Source organism: Actinomyces sp. (genome assembly GCF_030524025.1).
In the GTDB taxonomy this organism is placed as follows: Bacteria; Actinomycetota; Actinomycetes; order Actinomycetales; family Actinomycetaceae; genus Actinomyces.
In genome coordinates, this window is the sequence record NZ_JAUNHI010000020.1 from 24,942 (window position 1) to 44,819 (window position 19,878).

Below are 19,878 nucleotides of genomic sequence, written 5' to 3' on the forward strand. Positions count from 1 at the left end.
GATGACGCTGGCGCCGGCCCTCGACAGCTCGCCTGACACCGTCGACGGCCCCCAGCGGGTGCCCGGCTTCTCGGTGAGCCTGCCCCAGTTCGAGGGGCCTTTCGACCTGCTGCTCGCCCTCATCGCCCGTCGGCGCCTCGATGTCACCGAGCTCGCCCTGGCGGAGGTGACCGATGACTTCATCGCCCACATGCGGGCCGACTGGGACCTGGAGCACGCCAGCGAGTTCGTCGTGGTCGCCTCTACCCTCCTGGCGCTCAAGGCCCACCGGCTCCTGCCCCACGACCCGCAGGAGGAGGACGAAGACATGGAGCTGCTCGAGGCGCGTGACCTGCTCTTCGCGCGCCTGCTGCAGTACCGGGCCTACAAGGAGGCGGCGGCCGCGCTGGCCCGAAGGGCCGCGACCGCCTCGCGCAGCCACCCGCGTGCCGTGGCGCCCCCTGCCGAGCTCGCCGCTCTCCTGCCCCGGCTCATCGCCACCATCGGGCCCCAGGACCTGGCCCGGTTGGCCGCCGGGGCGCTGACCCGCCCGCGGGACCCCGGCGTCCAGACCGTCCATCTCCACGAGCGAGTGCCCGTGGGGGAGCAGGTCGGCCTCCTGGCCGAGCGGCTCCGGCGCCACGGGACCCTCAGCTTCGCCGAGCTGACCGCCGACGCGGGGCGCACCGCCGTCGTCGTCGCCCGCTTCCTGGCCCTGCTCCTCCTGCACCGCCAGGGCGAGGTCGACCTCAGCCAGGAGGAGGCCATGGGGGAGATCACCGTGACCTGGTGCGGCGGCCAGGAGCCGACCGCACTGGTCGGGGCCGACCTGGAGGAGGAGTTCGCATGAGCACCCGTGGAGGATCGGGGGGCGCCGACGGCCCGGAGCGGCTGCGCGCCGCCGTCGAGGCGGTGCTCATCGTCTCCGACGAGCCGGTCACGCCCGCCGCCCTGGGCGAGGCCCTCGGGGTCGGGGCACCGCAGGCCGAGGAGCTCCTGGAGTCCCTGGCCCGGGAGTACGCCGGCCAGGACGGCGGGCGGCCGAGCGGCTTCGTGCTGCGGCGCGCCGCCGGGGGGTGGCGGCTGGCCTCGTCCCCGGAGTTCTCCGACCTCGTCGAGCGCTTCGTCATCGGCGGGGCGACCGCCCGGCTCTCCCAGGCGGCCCTGGAGACCTTGGCGGTCATCGCCTACCGCCAGCCGGTCACCCGGGGGCGGGTGGCCGCTATCCGGGGGGTCAATGTCGACGGCGTCGTGCGCACCCTCCACGCCCGGGGGCTGATCGAGGAGACCGGCACCGAGCCCAGCGGCGCCATCCTGTACCGCACGACCGCCGAGTTCCTCGAGTACCTGGGCATCGACTCCCTGGGCGAGCTGCCGCCCCTGGCGCCCTACCTGCCCGACACCTCGGTCCTGGGGGACATCGAGGAGGAGATGACTGGAAGGACCCCGCGATGAGCACCGGACGCCTGGACTTCGGAACCGAGGAGTTCTACGACGAGGACGACCTCATCGAGCTCGACGAGACCGCCGACGCCCGCACCCTGGCCGACTTCGACGCCCAGGCCCTCGACGAGGACGCCGAGGCCCTGGCCATCGCCGAGCGCCTGCGGGCGGCGCGCGGCGGGGCGGATGACCCCCATGTCGAGGGCGGTGTGCGCCTCCAGAAGGTCCTCGCCCGGGCCGGGGTGGGCTCGCGGCGGGCCTGCGAGGGCCTCATCAACGCCGGCAGGGTGAGCGTCGACGGGGTCACCGTCGCCGAGCCCGGGGTGCGCGTGGACCCCCGTTCCCAGGAGATCAGGGTCGACGGCTCACGCGTCCTGGCCAACCCCGACCTCATCACCGTGGTGCTCCACAAGCCCGCCGGGGTGGTCACGACGATGGACGACCCCGAGGGGCGGCCCACGGTCGCCGAGATCGGCAGGCGCTGGGTGGCCGAGCACGCCGAGGAGCTGGCCGATCCCGGCTCAGTGCGTCTCGTGCACGTCGGGCGCCTCGACACCGACACCGAGGGGCTGCTGCTGCTGTCCAACGACGGGGAGCTGTCCCACCGCCTCATGCACCCCTCCTACGAGATCTCCAAGACCTATGTCGCGATCGTCGAGGGGGCGGTCGAGCCATGGGTGCCCCGCAAGCTCAAGCGCGGCATCGAGCTCGATGACGGGATGGCCAGCGCCGACCGGGTGGTGGTCAAAGACTCCGGTCCCGGCGGCTCGATCGTCGAGCTCACCCTGCACTCGGGCCGCAACCGGATCGTGCGACGCATGCTGGCGGCCGTCGGCCACCCGGTCGTGCGCCTGTCACGCACCCGGATCGGGCCGCTGGGCATCGGCTCCCTGCGGCCCGGGCAGGTCCGGGCGCTGACGGGCCAGGAGATCCGCGCCCTCCAGGCCGAGGTGGGGCTGTGAGCGCCCCGGGCCCCGGGCCCGGAGCCGGCCACGGCCGGCCACCGACCAACCCCTCGGCCACGGTGTCCACCGCCGGCCCTGTCCTCGTCGTGGGCTCGGGCCTGCTGGGCACCTCCTTGGCGCTGGCACTGTCCTCCGCCGGTATCGAGGTCCAGCTGGAGGACACCTCGCCGACCTCCCTGGCCCTGGCCCGGGACATGGGCGCAGGCATGCCGCGGGCGCCGCGGGACGAGGAGCCGCGGCTCGTTGTCGTGGCCACGCCCCCGGACGTGACCGCCGTCGTCGTTCTCGACCAGCTCGCCGCTCACCCCGAGGCGGTGGTCACCGACGTCGCCTCGGTCAAGGAGCGGGTGGCCGCCGAGGTCCGTGCCCACGCCGGGCGGCAGGCACGCCGCTACGTCGGCAGCCACCCGATGGCCGGCCGGGAGCGCTCGGGGGCCGGGTCGGCCGACGCCGACCTGTTCGTCGGGCGGCCCTGGGTGGTCGTGGCCGATGGCTCCGCCCCGGAGGCCGAGCTGGCCGTGCGCAACCTCGCCGTGGACGTCGGGGCCACACCGGTGCGCATGGGCGCGGCGGAGCACGACGCCGCGGTGGCGGCCGTCTCCCACGTGCCCCAGCTCGTGTCCTCCCTCCTGGCGGCCCGTCTCGAGGTCCTGCCCGAAAGCGCTCTGGCCCTGGCCGGCCAGGGCCTGCGGGACACGACGAGGATCGCGGCCTCCGACCCGCGCCTGTGGTCGGCGATCGTCGTGGGCAACGCCGGCCCGGTGGCCGCGATCCTGCGCGAGCTGCGCGAGGACCTCGACCGCCTCATCGAGGGCGTGTCGGCGGCCGCCGTGGCTCCGGGCAGCCCCGAGCTCGCGGCACCCGGACGCGCCGGGGTCCTCGCCCCGGGTGCGGTGGGAGCCGTCACCGACGTGATGACCCGCGGCGGCACCGGGCGCGCGCGCATTCCCGGTAAGCACGGGGGAGCGCCGCGCCGTTACGCCGAGGTGCAGGTTCTCGTGCCCGACTCGGCAGGCTCCCTGGGCCGGCTGTTCGGCGACATCGGCGAGGCGGGGATCAATATCGAGGACTTCGGCCTGGAGCACTCGGCGGGCCAGTCGGTGGGCATCGCGACCCTCTCGGTGCTGCCCAGCGCCGCCCAGCCCCTCGAGGCGGCCCTGGACCAGCGGGGCTGGCGCGTCGTCGTGTCCTGAGCCGCTGGCAGTGCAGTGCCGCGGTCTGCCGAATAGTTCGCCTTCTCGGAGGTGGGCGCGGGACTGTGCGCGGATTCATCGGCACGGCCGGGCCGCGGAGGTGTTTCGGTGTGGGACCCTTGGGCGAGTTGACCGAAGGGCTGGAGGAGCATATGGGAGTCGTCGTCGCCATCGACGGGCCGAGCGGGTCGGGCAAGTCGACCGTCTCGCGGCGGGTGGCCGCCGAGCTCGGCCTGGCCTATCTTGACACCGGTGCCATGTACCGTGCCGCCGCCTGGTGGTGCGAGCACTGCGGCATCGCGCTGGACAATGCCGCGGCGGTCACCCGCGCGGTCGAGACGATGCCCCTGGTCATGGGCATGGACCCCGAGGACCCCGGCGTGGAGTGCGACGGCGTCGACATCGCCGAGGCCATCCGTGATCCGCACATCTCCCAGGTGGTCTCGAAGGTGGCCACGAACCTGGAGGTGCGCGCCGAGCTGGCCCGTCTTCAGCGTGAGATCATCCACGCCGAGGCGGTGGGGCTGCGCGGCTCCTTCTCCCAGGGGGCCGGGGTGGTCGCCGAGGGGCGTGACACGACGACCGTCGTGGCCCCGCAGGCCGATGTCCGCCTTCTGCTGACCGCCTCGGAGGAGGCCCGGCTGCACCGCCGGGCCGCCGACCTCGACGCCGCCGGCAAGTCGGTGGATGCTGCCGCGTTGCGGGACCAGGTCGTGCGCCGCGACCGGGACGACGCCACGGTCTCCCAGTTCCTCACCGCTCCTGAGGGCGTCACGGTTGTCGACACCTCGCAGATGGACCTGGCCGAGAGTGTCGAGCACGTCATCTCCCTCATCGAGGCGGCCCTGGACGAGGCGGCCGAGCGCGACGCCGAGGCGGTGCGGCACGCCGAGGCCCTGCGCGCCGGGCTGGAGGACTACGAGCTCGACGAGGAGGATCTGGCGCTGCTGTCCGGCGAGGAGATCCCCACCGGACAGGACGGCCTGGAGGCCGGGCTGCCGGTCCTGGCGGTGGTCGGACGCCCGAACGTCGGCAAGTCGACGCTGGTCAACCGGGTCCTGGGTCGCCGGGTCGCGGTGGTCCAGGACACCCCGGGCGTGACTCGCGACCGCGTCTCCTACCCGGCCGAGTGGGCCGGGCGGCGTTTCACCATCGTCGACACCGGCGGCTGGGAGGTCGACGTCGAGGGCCTGGACGCCGCCGTCGCCACCCAGGCGGAGGTGGCTGTCGAGCTGGCCGATGCCGTCCTGCTCGTTGTCGACGCCCAGGTGGGGATCACCGACACGGACGCATCGATCGTCAAGATGCTGCGTCGCAGCAGCAAGCCGGTGATCCTGGCGGCCAACAAGGTCGACTCCTCGGCGCAGGAGGGGGACGCCGCCGCCCTGTGGAACTTGGGCCTGGGGGAGCCTTACGCGGTCTCGGCCCTCCATGGGCGCGGTTCGGGGGAGGTCCTCGACGCCGCGCTGGCGGTGCTGCCAGAGGTCTCGGCGGTGGCCGGTCCGGTGCCGGACGGCGACCTGCACCGGGTGGCACTCGTGGGCCGGCCCAATGTCGGCAAGTCGAGCCTGCTCAACTCGATCGCCGGCGCCCAGCGGGTGGTCGTCAACGAGGTGGCCGGAACGACCCGTGACCCCGTCGACGAGGTCGTCGAGCTCGATGGGCGCCAGTGGATGTTCGTCGACACCGCCGGGATCCGCCGCCGGGTGCGCCAGACGCGGGGTGCAGACTACTACGCGGTGCTGCGCACCCAGGGCGCCATCGAGAAGGCGGAGGTGGCCGTTGTGCTGCTTGACGCCTCCGAGCCGGTCAGTGAGCAGGACGTGCGGGTCATCCAGCAGGTGGTCGACGCCGGCCGGGCCCTCGTGCTGGTCAACAACAAGTGGGATCTTGTCGATGAGGAGCGTCAGAAGATGCTCGCCTGGGAGACCGAGCACGACCTGGGTCACGTCTCCTGGGCGCCGCACATCAACGTGGCTGCCCGCACGGGTTGGCACACCAACCGGCTCGTGCGCGCCCTGGACGCCGCCCTGGAGGGGTGGACCACCCGGGTGCCCACCGGGAGGCTCAATGCCTTCCTCGGCCAGCTGCAGTCGGCCACGCCCCACCCCCTGCGCGGTGGCAAGCAGCCGCGGATCCTGTTCGCCACCCAGGCGCAGACCGCCCCGCCGCGCATTGTCATCTTCACCACCGGCTTCCTGGACGCCGGCTACCGGCGCTTCATCGAGCGCCGCCTGCGCGAGGAGTTCGGTTTTGTGGGCACCCCGATCCAGATCGGGGTGCGCGTGCGCGAGAAGCGGGACCGTCGCCGCAGGTGAGCGGTCCCGGGCGGCATCCCGGGGAGGAAGTCTTCCGCGCGAGACCTCACACGCCGAGGACCATGAGCACCGTGGAGGCCATGAACAGCAGGAGGAGCAGAACCTCAGCGATGAGTACCCGTCGGAGATCGTTCGGCTCGCCCGGGGTCCCTCGATGTCACCAGGCCCGGACAAGCAGACAGGCGACGACGGCGAGGGCCGGCACACTCAGCAGTGCGGTCAGTCCCGCAGCGACGGAACCGACGCCGTCGAGCCATTCACCGGTCACGCGCAGCACCAGCTGAGCGGTGACGGCCCAGTTGGCGACGACCACGAGGGTGATGAGCCAGCGGATGAGCCTTGCCCTGTCCGGGGCCGGTTTCATGGGGGTGGGGCGCGTGTCCACGCATCGACGCTGTCAATCGTCGGGAGCACGGCGGTGGGGGGCTGGCTGCGCTGCTCCGCCACCCCGCATGCCCGGGCCGGGGTGGAGGCGCGGGTGAGGACATGCTGGGAGGATGGCCGCATGTGGAGCGACCTGTTCGTCATGACCGTCCCTGTGGCCGACAAGGTGCTGCGTACCGTGGTCGTCTATCTCGCCATCGCGGTGCTGCTGCGCGTGGCGGGCAAGCGTCTCATGGCGCAGATGAATAGCCTGGACCTCGTCGTGGTCCTGCTGTTGAGCAACGTCGTTCAAAACGCGATCATCGGCCCGGACAACTCGCTGCTCGGCGGTCTGCTGGGGGCGGTCGTCCTCATCGTGGTCAACGTCGCGGCGGACAGGTGGGCCCAGCGCCTGCCACGAGTGCGGTGGGCCCCGGGAGGGACAGGGCACGGTGGTCGTGCGCAACGGGCTCATCGACCGGCGGGCGCTCAGGCGCCTGGGCACCTCTGAGCGGGAGCTGGCCGGCGCCCTGCGCAGGCAGGGCGCCAATGACATCACCGACGTTGACATCGCGGTCATCGAGCCGGGCGGCGACATCGATGTGCATCTGCGGCCTGCGGAGCAGGCCGTGACCAGGGCCGAGCTCGATGCGGCGGTCGCTGGGCTCAAGGCGGCGATCGCCGCGGGCCCGCAGCCGCCGAACGGGGATCGGTGACGTGGCCGGCTGCCTATCGGACGGCCCTCGTGCGACTACGCGGAGGCCGGACGGCGGACCTGTCAGTCCTGGGCACTGCCTGCCTGGGCGGCCCAGGCGGCGATGCGGCGGGCGCTCTCGGCCTCGGAGACGTCCTCGACCCGGGTCATGACCGTCCAGCGCACACCGAAGGGGTCGCGCCGGGAGGCGTAGCGGTAACGGTCCCCGGAGACGAAGGTAGTGGCCGGCTCCCGGATCACGGCGCCGGTCTGCCGGGCGGCCTCGACGACAGCGTCGACGTCGGGGCAGTACAGGCCCATCGAGTAGCAGACCTCCTCACCCTCAGGTGGGGGCACGAGGCCGAAGTCGGCCAGGGGAGCGCCGAGCTGGAGCTCGCCGTTGCCGAAGTCGAACTCGGCGCTGGCGGCCAATGACCTGGAGGAAATCATCGCTTCTGATCGCGCGATGGTGCGGGTCGAGCAGCTGGCCGGGCGCCTGGTGATGTCGGTGCGCAGCGTCCAACGATTGGCCGAGCGATACATCGGGCTGCCGCCGCTGGCTGTCATCCGCCGCTACCGTCTTCAGGAGGCGGCTCAGCGTCTGCGTGAGAAGCCGGGGCTATCCATCGGAGAGGTCGCCGCCGACCTCGGCTACGCCGATCAGGCGCACCTGGCCGCCGACTTCCGCACCGTGCTCGGCCTGGCCCCCAGCGGCTACCGCAGCCGGCACGAGAGCACTCGGTGAACCCGACGGCCACTCGCCGACCGATCGACTGCCACAGTCCGGGCGCGATAGACTCATTATCCTAACCGCAGATAAGTGAGCACAGCCGCATCGCGATGCGCCCGTCGCTTTTGGTTGTTCGATGCCTCCATATCGTCACCCAATTCCCCGCGGATATGGCTCTCCGCTAAACGTAGTCGTCCTGGATATTTATGGGGAGTATCGTAGAATCTGGCATCTTGAAGCAGTTTCTCGGCAGTGCGAGAGCTGACGCCTATCGTTCTGCCGACCTCAGCCACCGACATGCCTGATAACCGTAGCGACAAAGCCTCACGGCATCGTTCGACGACCCGAGGGGCATCAATAGGGTTTCCCGTACTCTTAATTCCATGCCTTTTCGCTATACTTGAAATAGTTGTAGGACTGACACCCAGACTCCTGGCGACAGCAGCATAACTCATTCCTGAGCGAACTTTTTCTAAAGCAATGGCTTCGAGCTGCTGTCGCTTTAATGCGCGCTTGTTGGCTTTTTCTTGATAGAACGCTGTTCGAATTTCTGCGAGCGCCCAATCGACAACCAGCGGAGAAGGTCCTGCCGCCGCTCCCTCTAAAGGTACGTGCGGAACTAGTTGATGATTGTCGAGCAGATGACGACGGACCTTGGAAGACAGGTGAAAGCGCGATGCTTCTAGGTCATCTCGTATGTCTTGAGGTGCAATTTTCCACCACGAAGCGAGTTCTCGTATAATAAGGTCAACCGGTATGTGGTTCTTGACTTCTTGTATCGTGGGAAGTGCCACCCAGGAACTTACGCTAAACTCATCGCGATCTTTATAGGTGTCGAGCCAAATCGCCCCGGGAAGCGCGCATTTCCAGCCCTGGAGTTCCCAATAGCGCGCTATAGAGTATATCCTTGGGGACGCACTCGCATTAACATATCCGGCCTTTTTTCCATCGAGGTCGAGGCGGACCGCGCAAGGATCCCATGGATTGGCGGGCTCCGGGACCGCTTCGAAGGCGGTGGAAATTTGAGCGTGAGTTACAGTACCTCTTCGTGAGTCAAATAGTGGTATATAGGACTCTCTACAATACCCTGCACCCGCTACGCGTCGCCAATAGTGGGAGATCGAATTATAGTCGGGCTCTTCTTCGGTCAATAAAAAAGGGACAGTTAGATCGATCGGACAATAGTATAGGTCAGGGTCTAGTTTATTCATTGCTCCTCATCGCATTCTTGTGAACTGTGGGACGAAAATATCGGCGAGCGTGTATTTCATTCGGGAGCATCATCCATTCTGGAGGGACGATCAAGGGGTGCTGCCACCATTTCTGTCGAACTCAAGGCGAGATCTCACCGTGTGGCGCAATCGCATTTCCTATCCGTTGGCCGCTGATATTGGCGAGCGGCGCATCGGCCACGTGAAGCTGAGGGTTGCAAGTCCCAGTGCAGCACCAGTTAGCTAGCCACTGGGACGACCGGAGTGCCCGTCACCCCACGGTGCCCTGGAGGCCAGAAGTGCAAGCACGACCCAGCCAGGGAAGACCCTAAGATGAGGCCACTGTCCCAACCGGTCCCTGCACGCACACCCTGTAGGTACCCCGCCCGCATCATCGTCCTCGCCATTTCGGGCCCCTTCCACCCTGCTCGCCACCGACGGAGACATGCTATCGAGCAGCGCCGCTGTCCAGCGGCTGCTGTGGCGGGCCGTGACCGTTCCGTGGCCGGACGCCGCCCAGCGCTCCTCAGCGCTGAGGGTGCCGTGGCAGCGCCAAGTACGCCGCCCGCGCCTCAGGGTCGAGGCGTTCGATGGCGTAGCGCAGCATCGTGCGCGGCATGCGGTACCCGTAGGTATCGAGGAAGGAGCGCAGCGTCTGCTCGTCGACCCGTTTCCCGGCCTCGCGCAGCATCCAGCCGACCGCCTTGTGGATGAGATCCTCGGGGTCGTCGAGCAGTAGCGCGGCCACTGCATAGGTCGGCCAGTCGGTTCCCGTGCGGGTCGTGGCGAAGGTGGCCAGGACCGCCACCCGCCGCTCCCACAGGCTGTGGCTGCTCAATAGCCGCTCGATCTCGGCGGGCAGCGGGGGAGAGGCCGAGTGCCCCGCCGCTCCCACGTTCCGCGCCGCCAGGGGCTCCAGCAGCCAGGGGCCGACGAGGTGCTCGGCCGAGGCGTCGACAAGGTCCCAGTTGTTAACGCGCCCGCACCGCACCCACTCCAGGTACATGCCGCCCAGCTCCGCCTGCCGCACCTGTGCGGCCTCGATCCTCGTCGTCGGCGCCACCCGGCCCGCCTCAGCCGCCCGCCACCGGGCCAGCAGCCGGTTGAGCGGCAGCGCCTGGCCGACTGCGACCAGGAGTGCGGCCATGCGGTCCTCGTGCCAAGGGCTCGCAACGAGCAGCTTGAGCTGGCCGTCGTCGAGCACGGCGCGCTTGGCGACCGCGCGCATGCGGGGCATCGTCAGCCCTCGGAAGCGGTCGCCCTCCCCGTAGCCCCCGGGCACGGCCCGCAGGTAACGGGCCATCTGCTCGGCCTTGGCAGGCGAGGCCAGGGCCGCCAGTGCCTGGGCGACGGCCTCGGCAGTGGTCAGAGGTTCGGTACTCATCGGACGCCTTTCGCGCACAACAGTGGATCCGGGACGGCGGTCATGGGTCGACTGCCCACCGCACCGATAGGCTAACGACATGCTGACTCCGGTTGACCCCACCACCACGCCCGCCTGGACACGCCTGACCGAGCTCCACTCGACCCTGAGCCCCGACCTGCGCACCTGGTTCGCTAAGGACCCCGGCCGCGCCGAACGCTTCTCCTTCGAGGTCGGCGACCTGTTCGTCGACCTGTCGAAGAACTACCTCACCGACGAGGTCCGCGCCGCCCTGGCCGAGCTTGCTGAGGCCGTCGACGTCCCCGGCAGGCGCGACGCCATGTACGCCGGCGAGCACATCAATGTCACCGAGGACCGGGCCGTCCTCCACACTGCCCTGCGCCGCCCGGCCACAGACACCCTCGTCGTCGACGGCCAGGACGTCATCGCCGACGTCCACGCCACCCTGGCCAAGGTCTACGCCTTCGCCGAGCGCGTGCGCTCGGGGGAGTGGACCGGGGTGACCGGCAAGCGCATCGAGACGGTGGTCAACATCGGTATCGGCGGCTCGGACCTGGGTCCGGTCATGGTCTACGAGGCCCTCAAGCCCTACGTCCAGGAGGGCCTGAGCTGCCGCTTCATCTCCAACATCGACCCGGCCGACTGCGCCGAGAAGGTCGCTGACCTCGACCCCGAGACGACCCTGTTCATCATCGCCTCCAAGACCTTCACCACCCTGGAGACGCTGACCAACGCCCGCATGGCCCGCGACTGGTTCCTCGCCGCCCTCCAGGCCCGCGGGATCGGGACCGAGGGCGCGATCGCCAAGCACTTCGTGGCCGTGTCCACCGCCTTGGACAAGGTCGCCGAGTTCGGCATCGACCCCGACAACGCCTTCGGCTTCTGGAGCTGGGTGGGAGGCCGCTACTCGGTGGACTCCGCCGTCGGCACCGTGCTGGCAGTGGCCATCGGCCCGGAGAACTTCGCCGACTTCCTCGCCGGCTTCCACGCCATCGACGAGCACTTCGCCACCCGGGCGCCGGCCGACAACGTCCCCATGCTCATGGGTCTGCTCAACGTCTGGTACGTCAACTTCTACCAGGCCGAGTCCCACGCCGTGCTGCCCTACGCCCAGGACCTCCACCGCTTCGCCGCCTACCTCCAGCAGCTGACGATGGAGTCCAACGGCAAGTCGGTGCGCTGGGACGGCTCGCCGGTGACCACCCAGACCGGCGAGATCTTCTGGGGCGAGCCGGGCACCAACGGCCAGCACGCCTTCTACCAGCTCATCCACCAGGGCACCCGGCTCATCCCCGCCGACTTCATCGCCGTGGCCACACCCGCCCACCCCATCAAGGACGGGGGCGTGGACGTCCACGAGCTGTTCCTGTCCAACTACCTGGCCCAGACCGCCGCCCTGGCCTTCGGCAAGACCGCCGAGGAGGTGCGCGCCGAGGGCACGCCCGAGGAGATCGTGCCCGCGCGCGTGTTCACCGGCAACAAGCCGACGACCTCGATCCTCGCCCCGGCCCTGACCCCCTCGGTGGTCGGCCAGCTCATCGCCCTGTACGAGCACATCACCTTCACCCAGGGCATCGTGTGGGGGATCGACTCCTTCGACCAGTGGGGGGTCGAGCTGGGCAAGAAGCTCGCCCTGGAGATCGCCCCGGCCGTCCAGGGCGACGCCGAGGCCCTGGCGGCCCAGGACTCCTCGACCCAGGGGCTCATCACCCGCTACCGGCAGCTGCGCCGGTGACCCCCTGAGCGGCTCCGGTCCGGCGGGGGGCCGCCGCCGGGCGGGGGGGGGCGGGGGCCCCCCCCGCGGGGGGCCCCCCCCCCCCCCCCCGGGCCGGCGGGCCCCCCCCGCCCGGGCCCGGGCGCCGGGGCCCCCCCGCCGCCCGCCGGCCCCGGGGTGCCCCCCCCGGGGCCGGCGGGCGCCGGCCCACCGCCGCGTCTGAGGCCCTCCAGCCCACGACGGAGCAGGGCGAGCCCCGGCCGATCGGGCAACGCACGACCAGCACGCATAGTGGGCTATGCATAGCCGATCCCGCATCGTGGGGATGCGTCGTGTGGTACGCATAGTTCGCTACGCACGCGCTCGCTGCGGCTCGATGAGCCCGCCCAAGAAGCGCCCCGCCCGCGGCCGATGCCTCTAGGCTTGGTGCGGAGGTCCGCCGATGAAGATGGCTCAGCTGAGCGCCCGCTCCGGCGTCGGGGCGCCGACGATCCGCTACTACATCCGCGAGGGCCTTGTGCCCGCAGGCGAGCTGACAAGCCCCAACCAGGCGGTCTACGACGAGACGCACCTGCAGGCGCTGCGGCTGGTGCGCGCCCTCATCGACGTTGGCGGACTGTCCGTGCCGGGCGCCCGCTCCGTCCTGGAGCACCTGAGAGCGCAGGACCCTGCGGGCGAGGTCCCGGCGGGGGGTGAAGAGGTTGTCTCCGCGGTCCAGTACGCCCTGACGCCGACGGACCACTCCGGGGCGCCGGCGCCAGACGAGGCGCTGGTCAGGGTCGAGACCTTGATCGCCGGTCGGTGGTGGACCGTGTCGGCGAACAACCCGGCGCGGGCCACGCTGGCGCGCACGCTCGTGGCTCTGGAGGAGCTCGGCGCCCACGAGGTCGTTGATCTCTTGGACCAGTATGCCGCCGCAGCCGAAGAGCTGGCCGAGCAGGAGGCCGAGATCCTCCGCCGGGTGAAGGGTGCCGAGAACGCCGTGGTCAGCCTCGTCGCGTTGAACGTGCTCGGGGACCGGATGCTGTCGGCACTGCGACGCCTGGCCCAGGAGGACGCCATGGCCGCACCGGCACCGGCCGACCCTCCGGGCCGAGCCGTGGGCGACAGCGAGGCGCCTGCGGGACGTGAGGCACCGGACGGCCCGGAGGACAGCCTGTGGTGATGGTCGTCACCGGGCGATGATTTCGGCTCGGACGCGATCGTGGGCTAAGGTTCTACTCGTCCCGCTCGCCAGCCGGTCGCGGGGCCACGGGCTGTGGCGCAGCTTGGTAGCGCACTTGACTGGGGGTCAAGGGGTCGTGGGTTCAAATCCCGCCAGCCCGACGAAAAGCCCGGAATCTCAACGATTGAGGTTCCGGGCTTCGTCGTGTTTCCCTCAATCTCATCTTGAAACTCATCTTGAGATTCAGAGCCGCGAGCGGCTCCGGGAGACCTCCTGGAGGTCGTCCTGCATGTGAGCGCCGTGCCCGAGAATCGGCTGCCCAGGGCGACCTCCACCTACTCGGGAGGTTTCCAATGTCCTGTTCATGCTCAACTGTTGCCGTCGTTCGTCCCCGTGTCTGGGTGGGCTGCCTCGGGTGCTACAACGCCGGTCGCCTCGTGGGGAGGTGGGTCGATGCCGAGAGTGCCGCCAGCCTCACGTCTGAGGAAGTCCACGGCTACCCCAGTGCTCACGACGAACTGTGGTGCCTGGATACCGAGGGCTTCCCTTACGGGACCGGGGAAGTCTCCCCGTCCGTCGCCTCGAAGTGGGGTGAACTCTATGGCGAGGTGGGGGAGACCCTCTGGCCTGCGCTGGTGTCGTGGGTCGAGAGCGGCTGCTACGTCGTTGATGCTGATGAGTTGCCGTGCGTGTCCGACTTCGAGGAGCGGTTTTGCGGCTGCTGGGAGTCGGAGACTGACTACGCCAACCAACTCGCCGAGGAGATGGGCGTGTGGGATGAGGTGCCCGAGCACCTGCACTCGTACGTGGACGTGCAGAAGTGGTGGCGGGACGAGCGGCTCGACTACAGCATCACCGAAGCGCCCAACGGCGCCGTGTACATCTTCCGGTGCTGCTGACCCTCGTGCCTGCCGCGCATAGGTATCGCTACCGTCGCGCCAGTAGAGAGTGGGGATCCATGTCGAGCTGCTCTGCGAGGGCCTCGATGGAGTCGAGGGTCAGGTTGCGCTCGCCGCGCTCGATGCCTGCCAGGTACCGGGGTGTGACCCCGAGTCGCTCAGCCAAGCCCTCCTGAGTGAGCCCCCGACGAAGACGCTCGGCACGCACGTTCGCGCCGAGCGCCGACCTGAGAACCCTTGTCGATCCGCCACTCACCTGATCCATCGTCAGTGCCGGTAGTCACCAGTTCCAGGTACTGATAACTTCTACAGGAACCGATCGCATACCAGTATGCTGGGGTGGGCAAGCGGTTCCCCTCATGATTCAAGCCAAAAGGAGACACCTATGAATCTGCGCTCGTGTGCGCTCTCCCTACCGTCCCTCCTCCTTGTCGGTGCCCTGGCCCTAGCTGGCTGCGGCTCCGGCGCATCCTCAGGCTCCGGCTCGGCGCCCGCCAGCGACCGTGCGGTCTTCGACTTCGCCTCCGCCCCGGACAGTGCTCCAGGCGGTGAGGTCACCGTTCAGCTGCCCGACGGCCTGGTCGAGGCCCTCAAGATCGACGGCGTGACCGTCCCCGTGAAGTCGGTGACCCTGCGATCACAGGAGGTGACCTCCACGAGCCTGTGTGCCGTCGAGGGTCACGTGGAGTTCAACGAGGGCGGTGAGGCGGTGGTGACCAAGCCGGTACCGCCGAAGACGAACATCAATGAGAAGACTGGTGAGGTGATCCCCGAGGAGGGCGACCGGTCGATCATGGGGTCGGCGAACTGGGCGGCCCGCTACTACGGCGTAGCGACGGATGCCCCCTACGGGAGCGAGATCCTTCCCATGTCGCAGTTCGATGCGAACAAGCCCGAGGAAGGTGTGTACATGGATTCGCCGGACTCCTTCGTCGAGGTCCTGCCCTGCGCAACGTCGGTGGACGACCTCGCCACCACGAGGATCACGGGATTCGACTTCCAGCGGATTGACAGCAAGAGCGAGTCAGGGTCTGACCGCTTCGCCTACGTGACCGTAGGTGTCATGCGAGATGGCACGATCACGATCCCCCAGGCGGGTGTCGATGGCTACGCGCGAGACAGCAGCGGAAGTTGGGTTCAGGGCAACTGACCCTTGATCGTGAAGATCGACCTGTGAATGAGAGAACCCCCTGGCCTCGCGGCCAGGGGGTTCTTGTCTCACGCCTCCGGTTCATGGTCGGGCTCGCTGCCCCAGTTGAGGCTGCCGATCTGCCCGAGGACGCGACGCTGGTAATCGGCGACGCTCTCACCCTCACGGGTGCGGGCGTCGAGCCGTTCAGAGCGCTTGACGCGCTGCTCCAGGACACGCGGCTTTCCGAGTGTGATGCCCTTGCCAATCTGCGGTTCGATCATCTCTCTCACCTCCTCTCACATCTCGTAGCCGTCGTTCTTGGGCTGCTCGGCGGCGGCTGCACTCAAGGCCTTCTCAGCGTCCTGGACGCGGCGGTCGAGGCGCTGCTGGGCGCTCTCGCTGCGCTGCTGGACGCGCGAGCGGGTCTCCTGCCGGATCATGGAGACGCCCTTCGCGTAGTCGGCGAACCCCTCGGAGTCGGCAAAGGTGACGTAGGCACTCTTCGCCGACTCGATCATGCGCTGGACGGCGGGGTCGGCGGCCTTCTTCGAGATGCTCTCGGCAAGAGCGCGAACACCATCAGCAAAGAACGCCCGAGCCTGCTCACCCGAAAGCGGCTTGGAGGTCTTGACCGAGGCGAGATGCTGCGCGGCCTCGCTCGCCAGGGCACTGGCCCGGGTGAGTTCCTCGCGTGCGGTCTCAAGCTCGCTCTTGGCCTCGGCGCGCCCCTCGGCGAGGCCCGCCTTCCTACCCTCGTCGCGTGCGGCCTTGCGCTCCTGCTCGACCTCCTTGCGGGCTAGGCGAACCTCGGCGAAGCCCTCATCGAGTCGCTTGTGTTCCTCGGCGAGCGCCTCCTCAGCAAGCTGCTCGAACTCCCCTCGAACCTGCTCGACGCGTTCCTCAAACTCGCGTCGCTCGTCCTTCAACGCGCCGTAGGTCGCCTTGGTCTCGGTCTTGTCGTGTCGAAGGGGATCGACTTCGCGCTCGACCTCCCATCCGTGTTCGACCATCCAGTCCTTGAGGTCGGCGTGGTACTTGCGGAACTTCGTCTGCCCGCTCATCTGCCTGCCGTGCTCGTCGCGGACGGCACGGTGCGAGCCGTAGGCGCGGGAGAAGTCGCAGCGCAGGCTGCCCTCATGACCGGGCCGCGTGTCAGGCGCGAACGTGTCCGCGAGGACCTGGATGTGCGGCGTGGTCTCGGAGAACTGGATGTCCGCTCCGAGTACCGCATCCCAGCCCCCAGGGATCACCTGCGAGGCCATGAACTCCATCGCGTCCTCGAAGTACCGCAGCGCCTCGTCACGGTCTCGCGCGACCCATCGCGAGCGGCGTCCCACCTCCTTACCCTCCTTGTTCAGGACGGGGTAAAAGCCCGGCACCTCACGGCACATGCTCTTGGGCAGGTGGAGAACGAACATCGAGGTCGTCCACGTTCCGCCCTTGGTCTTCTTCGTCACCGGATCGACCTTGCCCTCACGCACCGGCGAGGACAGCCTCGCGAGGCGCTGCGCGCCGTACGCGAGGACCTGCTTCGGGTCCGTGCAGGGGACCAGATCACCATCCCCGCCGTTCACGAGGGCGATGTCCAGGTGCTCGTCCTCGATGACGATGCTCGGGTTGCGCTTGGCCCATCTGGCGATGGACTCCTCGCTCAACTCTCGCATCATCTCGTCAATGATCGCGCCGCGTTCCCCGACGCTCTTCGTATGCGTCACGTGGAATCCCGTGCGGCCAACTTCGTTGCCCATCATTCTCTCCTCACTCACTCACTTCGTTCGTTCACTCGTCGGCGCCCCGTGTCCGCGAGTGGGGCCCCTGCTCACTGCGTTCGCTGCCCCTTGTCGCGCCCCCGTGGCATCACCGGAACGTTCCTTTAGGACCCTCGCTCCGCTACCCAAAGGAACCCTCCGGTGACAAAGCCACATGTCTTGCCGGGACCCTCGCTCCGCTACCCGTCAACACATGTGTCTTTAACCCCGTAAAGACACCTACGCTTCGCTCCGGTGTCACGGGGCTGCTCCGCAGGGGCGGGGACAGAGGTCGAACCTGCGCTCGCTCGGTTCTTCCCCCTGTCCCCAAGGCCGTCACCACTGCGCCGTTGGCACATCGGTGTCGGCCTGCTCGTCGCCTCCGTCAGAGCCCCACCGAGGCTCTTCCTCCGGCTCCTCGGGTGCGCTGTTCTCGGTGCTGTTCGCACCGAGAACACGACGCACTTGGTCGGCGATTGAGGGGTCATCAAGGTTCTCGATGACTGCTCTCATCGCCTCTGGGCTTTCCGCAAAAACCACACGGGAGAGTGCCTCTCCCAGGGCAGTTTTTGCGGAAAGGAGTTCCTCTGCGCGGGCACGCTTGAGGTGATTGCGCAGGGTGCGTGCGCGGGCGTTCGCCTGCTCCAGTTCCCTCTCGATCTCGGCTGCGGTCTTGGTCATGATGTTGTCCTTTCGGGGGTGTAGTTGGTGCCGGTGCCCAAGCGGCGATGAGGGCGGTCTATGGGGGGTCAGATGGTCCAGAGGGAGGGCTCGGTGTAAGGCTCTTGAACCTGCATCTCGGCTGCCCTTGCTGCGAGTGCCCGCCGTTCCTCGGCCTCTCTCTCGGCCTGCCGATCCCGCTCCGACTGGACGAGCTGTTGCGTCGTAGTCCAATCGTCCGAACCCGATAGCACGATGTCTGGTGAGGCTGCGTCGAGTTGCTCCAAGAGGGAACCGATCGCACCGGCTGACGAGTGCTCGACTGCGCTGAGTTCGCCAAACTTCATCGGGATGTACCGTTGGCCGTAGTGCTGTTTGCCGTCGATAGTGACCGTTGTCGGAAACGAGACCGTTCGCTCCTCCTCCAGACGGCCCACAGGTGCGACCGTAAACGTGCGCTCCCCATCGACACGCTGGACATTGACGGTCGCGGCGAGACGCCTGATGAACTGGTCGAGTGCCTCGTCCACGTTGCCCTTGTTGCGGGTGTAGTAGAAGTACTGGTCGGGCGGGATGGTTGCTGTCAGGACGATCAGCCGGGGTGCGACCTCCTGCTTGTTCGAGTAGCGGGCACGAGCCGGGGAGGCGTTGTACGGGTCAAGCAGCAGCAGCCAGTCGTTCGCCTCCATCGCGGACCCGCGCAGGTCGTCTAGGAAGATGACCTCTTCTCCGTGCCAGTCGTCGAGCGGGTTCGCCGTCGCGGCCCGGTAGACGCGCCACGTCTCGCCGCGTTCCTTGGCGAGACCCAGAGCGCGGGCCATGAACTCCCGAGCGAAGTAGGTCTTTCCCGCCCCTGACTCTCCCCAGATGAACACGACCGTCGTGTGAAAGTCGCCTTGGCGCAGTTTCGCGGCGGCCTGGTAGGCGCGACGCTGACCGTAGGCACCGAAGGCCTCGTCCATCATCGTCTTGTGCCGGGAGTAGATCGTGAAGAGGTCATCGGTCAGCATGACCTGCTCCTTCGAGACGAGGCCCTCCAGGATCAGGTCGCGCAGATAATCCGCCGACTCGTTCGCGTTCTTGGTCTTGATCGTCGCCGCACCGCGAGCCCAGACCTCCCGCCTCTCGGCGTGGATGTCCATGTAGTTCTTCCCCCGAAGAGTGGCGACCTCCTCCGCCGGGTACTGGTACTTGTCCCGGTACTTGGCGTGGACGAGGTAGGCGAGCATGTTGTCGAACGCGTAGCGTCCGGCTTTCGGCTTCTCGACGTACTGCGGCTCCACGCCGAGGAACCCGGCGAGCTGCTCCACGGACGCGGAGGACTTGCGGTCGGCAAACCGGAAGACGGCGTGGACGTGCCTCTCTTTCGGAACGCGGTCGTACTGGTGCGTGACCTCGTTCCACTGGTCCTGCTCGTCCTTGTCGTGGATGATCGCGTACGCGGCCTCGACCTTGCAGCCGACGGCTTCCAGTCGCTCCACCAGGTAGGTCCCCAGACTGAGCGCGTCGCAGTCCAGTGCGGTCGCGTTGTGGGGGTCATCGGCCCAGGTCCACAGGTCCGACTTCAACTGCTGCGTGAGGCCGATCAAGGTCGGGTTGTTCGACTGCTTGCTCATCGCCGGTCACCTCCCGACTGATTCGCAGTGTGGTGACGAGGACCGAGGCAGGGGTGCGCCTGGCGACCTCTGTCGAGGCACCGGAGCCTGACCGGTGCCTCGACGAAGGCCGCCGCACCGGGCGCAAGACGGCCTCCGAGGGGGTCACGTAAGTTAATTGACCCCCAATTGACCCCTAATTGACGACCTAATTGACCCCCTGAAAACAGGCGGAAGCGCGTCTCGTTCGAGGTGGTGTCGAGGATGAGTTTTGCCTGGTGTTCCAGCCGATTGTTGGGGTGCGCGGCAGTCGACAAGCCCATGCCGCGCGCGCGTAGGGAGCAATTAGACCCGTTTTGGCCAGAAAACTCTTGAGGAGGCTCCAAGGGCAGGTTTTCACACGAGGGCGTGCCCGCGTCGCGGGCAAGCCTCGGGGCCTTCGGCCCCTCGCTCGCGGGGGAGAAGGTGGTGATGGTGGGGTTCATCGGGCACCCCCGGTGACGGTCCGGTGATCCTGCATGAAGGAGCGCAGGTCGCGGACCTGGTAGGCGACGGAGCCACGACGACGGCCCTGGCCGTCAAGGGCGCCACCGAGGTCGTACTTGAGGTAGGACGGCCCCTTGCCCAGGCTGCGCCAGTTGGTGAGGGTCTTGGTGGAGACGCCGAGGAACTCGGCGGCCTCAGC

At 68.4% G+C, this 19,878-nt stretch carries 22 protein-coding genes and 1 tRNA gene; 13 read left to right on the forward strand and 10 right to left on the reverse strand.

The annotated features are described in order from the left end of the window. The first annotated feature begins 1 nt into the window (after position 1). The 5 genes from Q4C85_RS08310 to der all read left to right on the forward strand — a co-directional run bounded on the left by Q4C85_RS08310 (position 2) and on the right by der (position 5,898). Positions 2 to 829, forward strand: a complete 828-nt coding sequence (locus Q4C85_RS08310; protein ID WP_303141249.1) for a ScpA family protein — start codon at positions 2 to 4, stop codon at positions 827 to 829. After that, complete coding sequence (scpB, locus tag Q4C85_RS08315; RefSeq protein ID WP_303141251.1) at positions 826 to 1,434, forward strand: SMC-Scp complex subunit ScpB; 609 nt, start codon at positions 826 to 828, stop codon at positions 1,432 to 1,434. The genes Q4C85_RS08310 and scpB overlap by 4 nt, the downstream gene beginning before the upstream one ends. Further along, a complete protein-coding gene (locus Q4C85_RS08320; protein ID WP_303141253.1) occupies positions 1,431 to 2,384 on the forward strand; it encodes a pseudouridine synthase in 954 nt (317 codons plus the stop codon). Before scpB ends, Q4C85_RS08320 begins: the two co-directional genes overlap by 4 nt. Before the next feature lie 62 nt (positions 2,385 to 2,446). After that, positions 2,447 to 3,580, forward strand: coding sequence for a prephenate dehydrogenase (locus Q4C85_RS08325; RefSeq protein WP_303141278.1), 1,134 nt, complete (start codon positions 2,447 to 2,449; stop codon positions 3,578 to 3,580). A gap of 152 nt (positions 3,581 to 3,732) precedes the next feature. After that, a complete protein-coding gene (der, locus tag Q4C85_RS08330) occupies positions 3,733 to 5,898 on the forward strand; it encodes a bifunctional cytidylate kinase/GTPase Der (RefSeq protein WP_303141254.1) in 2,166 nt (721 codons plus the stop codon). Positions 5,899 to 6,055: 157 nt separating this feature from the next. On the opposite strand, the gene Q4C85_RS08335 is transcribed toward der, so the two are convergent. Next, on the reverse strand, positions 6,056 to 6,283 hold the full coding sequence (locus Q4C85_RS08335; RefSeq protein ID WP_303141255.1) for a hypothetical protein: 228 nt from the start codon (positions 6,281 to 6,283) through the stop codon (positions 6,056 to 6,058). A gap of 120 nt (positions 6,284 to 6,403) precedes the next feature. Between Q4C85_RS08335 and Q4C85_RS08340 the strand changes: the two genes are divergently transcribed. Further along, positions 6,404 to 6,772, forward strand: coding sequence for a hypothetical protein (locus Q4C85_RS08340; RefSeq protein WP_303141257.1), 369 nt, complete (start codon positions 6,404 to 6,406; stop codon positions 6,770 to 6,772). Continuing rightward, positions 6,720 to 6,977: a YetF domain-containing protein gene (locus tag Q4C85_RS08345; RefSeq protein ID WP_303141259.1), complete on the forward strand. Its 258-nt coding sequence runs from the start codon at positions 6,720 to 6,722 to the stop codon at positions 6,975 to 6,977. Before Q4C85_RS08340 ends, Q4C85_RS08345 begins: the two co-directional genes overlap by 53 nt. 62 nt (positions 6,978 to 7,039) lie before the next feature. On the opposite strand, the gene Q4C85_RS08350 is transcribed toward Q4C85_RS08345, so the two are convergent. Beyond that, positions 7,040 to 7,387: a VOC family protein gene (locus tag Q4C85_RS08350; RefSeq protein ID WP_368501439.1), complete on the reverse strand. Its 348-nt coding sequence runs from the start codon at positions 7,385 to 7,387 to the stop codon at positions 7,040 to 7,042. Between Q4C85_RS08350 and Q4C85_RS08355 the strand changes: the two genes are divergently transcribed. Next, a complete protein-coding gene (locus Q4C85_RS08355; RefSeq protein WP_368501440.1) occupies positions 7,356 to 7,700 on the forward strand; it encodes a helix-turn-helix domain-containing protein in 345 nt (114 codons plus the stop codon). The genes Q4C85_RS08350 and Q4C85_RS08355 overlap by 32 nt on opposite strands. A 56-nt stretch (positions 7,701 to 7,756) precedes the next feature. Here the strand turns inward: Q4C85_RS08355 and Q4C85_RS08360 are convergent, their stop codons facing one another. Beyond that, entirely contained in the window at positions 7,757 to 8,479 is a 723-nt protein-coding gene (locus Q4C85_RS08360; RefSeq protein WP_303141260.1) for a hypothetical protein, read from the reverse strand. A 943-nt stretch (positions 8,480 to 9,422) separates the two neighbouring features. Continuing rightward, positions 9,423 to 10,280 (reverse strand): DNA alkylation repair protein, encoded by an 858-nt coding sequence (locus tag Q4C85_RS08365; RefSeq protein ID WP_303141261.1) that lies wholly within the window; start codon positions 10,278 to 10,280, stop codon positions 9,423 to 9,425. A 79-nt stretch (positions 10,281 to 10,359) separates the two neighbouring features. Between Q4C85_RS08365 and pgi the strand changes: the two genes are divergently transcribed. From pgi to Q4C85_RS08385, 4 genes are all read left to right on the forward strand, one after another. Then, positions 10,360 to 12,015 carry a glucose-6-phosphate isomerase gene (gene pgi, locus Q4C85_RS08370; protein WP_303141262.1) on the forward strand — a complete coding sequence of 552 codons (1,656 nt, stop codon included), beginning with the start codon at positions 10,360 to 10,362 and terminating at the stop codon, positions 12,013 to 12,015. Between the two features lie 421 nt (positions 12,016 to 12,436). Continuing rightward, positions 12,437 to 13,159 carry a MerR family transcriptional regulator gene (locus Q4C85_RS08375; protein ID WP_303141263.1) on the forward strand — a complete coding sequence of 241 codons (723 nt, stop codon included), beginning with the start codon at positions 12,437 to 12,439 and terminating at the stop codon, positions 13,157 to 13,159. Between the two features lie 87 nt (positions 13,160 to 13,246). Beyond that, positions 13,247 to 13,320 (forward strand) — tRNA-Pro (locus Q4C85_RS08380). A gap of 192 nt (positions 13,321 to 13,512) precedes the next feature. Beyond that, on the forward strand, positions 13,513 to 14,058 hold the full coding sequence (locus Q4C85_RS08385; protein WP_303141265.1) for an antirestriction protein ArdA: 546 nt from the start codon (positions 13,513 to 13,515) through the stop codon (positions 14,056 to 14,058). Positions 14,059 to 14,086: 28 nt separating this feature from the next. On the opposite strand, the gene Q4C85_RS08390 is transcribed toward Q4C85_RS08385, so the two are convergent. Continuing rightward, positions 14,087 to 14,323, reverse strand: coding sequence for a helix-turn-helix domain-containing protein (locus Q4C85_RS08390; RefSeq protein ID WP_303141267.1), 237 nt, complete (start codon positions 14,321 to 14,323; stop codon positions 14,087 to 14,089). 120 nt (positions 14,324 to 14,443) lie between these two features. On the opposite strand from Q4C85_RS08390, the gene Q4C85_RS08395 reads away from it, so the two are divergent. Beyond that, the gene (locus Q4C85_RS08395) at positions 14,444 to 15,208 is read left to right on the forward strand and encodes a hypothetical protein (protein WP_303141268.1); all 765 of its coding nucleotides are present in this window, start codon (positions 14,444 to 14,446) and stop codon (positions 15,206 to 15,208) included. Between the two features lie 68 nt (positions 15,209 to 15,276). Here the strand turns inward: Q4C85_RS08395 and Q4C85_RS08400 are convergent, their stop codons facing one another. The 5 genes from Q4C85_RS08400 to Q4C85_RS08420 all read right to left on the reverse strand — a co-directional run. Next, positions 15,277 to 15,471, reverse strand: coding sequence for a hypothetical protein (locus Q4C85_RS08400; RefSeq protein WP_303141270.1), 195 nt, complete (start codon positions 15,469 to 15,471; stop codon positions 15,277 to 15,279). Positions 15,472 to 15,486: 15 nt separating this feature from the next. Continuing rightward, positions 15,487 to 16,941, reverse strand: a complete 1,455-nt coding sequence (locus Q4C85_RS08405) for a hypothetical protein (protein ID WP_303141271.1) — start codon at positions 16,939 to 16,941, stop codon at positions 15,487 to 15,489. Between the two features lie 333 nt (positions 16,942 to 17,274). Continuing rightward, positions 17,275 to 17,619: a hypothetical protein gene (locus Q4C85_RS08410; RefSeq protein ID WP_303141272.1), complete on the reverse strand. Its 345-nt coding sequence runs from the start codon at positions 17,617 to 17,619 to the stop codon at positions 17,275 to 17,277. Between the two features lie 68 nt (positions 17,620 to 17,687). Then, on the reverse strand, positions 17,688 to 19,214 hold the full coding sequence (locus Q4C85_RS08415) for a Rep family protein (RefSeq protein WP_303141273.1): 1,527 nt from the start codon (positions 19,212 to 19,214) through the stop codon (positions 17,688 to 17,690). A 460-nt stretch (positions 19,215 to 19,674) separates the two neighbouring features. After that, the coding region (locus Q4C85_RS08420; RefSeq protein WP_303141274.1) for a helix-turn-helix domain-containing protein at positions 19,675 to 19,878 on the reverse strand (204 nt) is incomplete at its 5' end.

Excerpts from the sequence above, each read along its gene's own strand:
- pgi (WP_303141262.1), top strand. The coding sequence starts at position 10,360 with ATGCTGACTCCGGTTGACCCCACCACCACGCCCGCCTGGACACGCCTG.
- der (WP_303141254.1), top strand. The coding sequence starts at position 3,733 with ATGGGAGTCGTCGTCGCCATCGACGGGCCGAGCGGGTCGGGCAAGTCG.
- Q4C85_RS08410 (WP_303141272.1), bottom strand. The coding sequence starts at position 17,619 with ATGACCAAGACCGCAGCCGAGATCGAGAGGGAACTGGAGCAGGCGAAC.
- Q4C85_RS08340 (WP_303141257.1), top strand. The coding sequence starts at position 6,404 with ATGTGGAGCGACCTGTTCGTCATGACCGTCCCTGTGGCCGACAAGGTG.
- Q4C85_RS08320 (WP_303141253.1), top strand. The coding sequence starts at position 1,431 with ATGAGCACCGGACGCCTGGACTTCGGAACCGAGGAGTTCTACGACGAG.
- scpB (WP_303141251.1), top strand. The coding sequence starts at position 826 with ATGAGCACCCGTGGAGGATCGGGGGGCGCCGACGGCCCGGAGCGGCTG.
- Q4C85_RS08365 (WP_303141261.1), bottom strand. The coding sequence starts at position 10,280 with ATGAGTACCGAACCTCTGACCACTGCCGAGGCCGTCGCCCAGGCACTG.
- Q4C85_RS08385 (WP_303141265.1), top strand. The coding sequence starts at position 13,513 with ATGTCCTGTTCATGCTCAACTGTTGCCGTCGTTCGTCCCCGTGTCTGG.
- Q4C85_RS08310 (WP_303141249.1), top strand. The coding sequence starts at position 2 with ATGACGCTGGCGCCGGCCCTCGACAGCTCGCCTGACACCGTCGACGGC.
- Q4C85_RS08390 (WP_303141267.1), bottom strand. The coding sequence starts at position 14,323 with ATGGATCAGGTGAGTGGCGGATCGACAAGGGTTCTCAGGTCGGCGCTC.
- Q4C85_RS08400 (WP_303141270.1), bottom strand. The coding sequence starts at position 15,471 with ATGATCGAACCGCAGATTGGCAAGGGCATCACACTCGGAAAGCCGCGT.
- Q4C85_RS08405 (WP_303141271.1), bottom strand. The coding sequence starts at position 16,941 with ATGATGGGCAACGAAGTTGGCCGCACGGGATTCCACGTGACGCATACG.
- Q4C85_RS08415 (WP_303141273.1), bottom strand. The coding sequence starts at position 19,214 with ATGAGCAAGCAGTCGAACAACCCGACCTTGATCGGCCTCACGCAGCAG.
- Q4C85_RS08375 (WP_303141263.1), top strand. The coding sequence starts at position 12,437 with ATGAAGATGGCTCAGCTGAGCGCCCGCTCCGGCGTCGGGGCGCCGACG.
- Q4C85_RS08395 (WP_303141268.1), top strand. The coding sequence starts at position 14,444 with ATGAATCTGCGCTCGTGTGCGCTCTCCCTACCGTCCCTCCTCCTTGTC.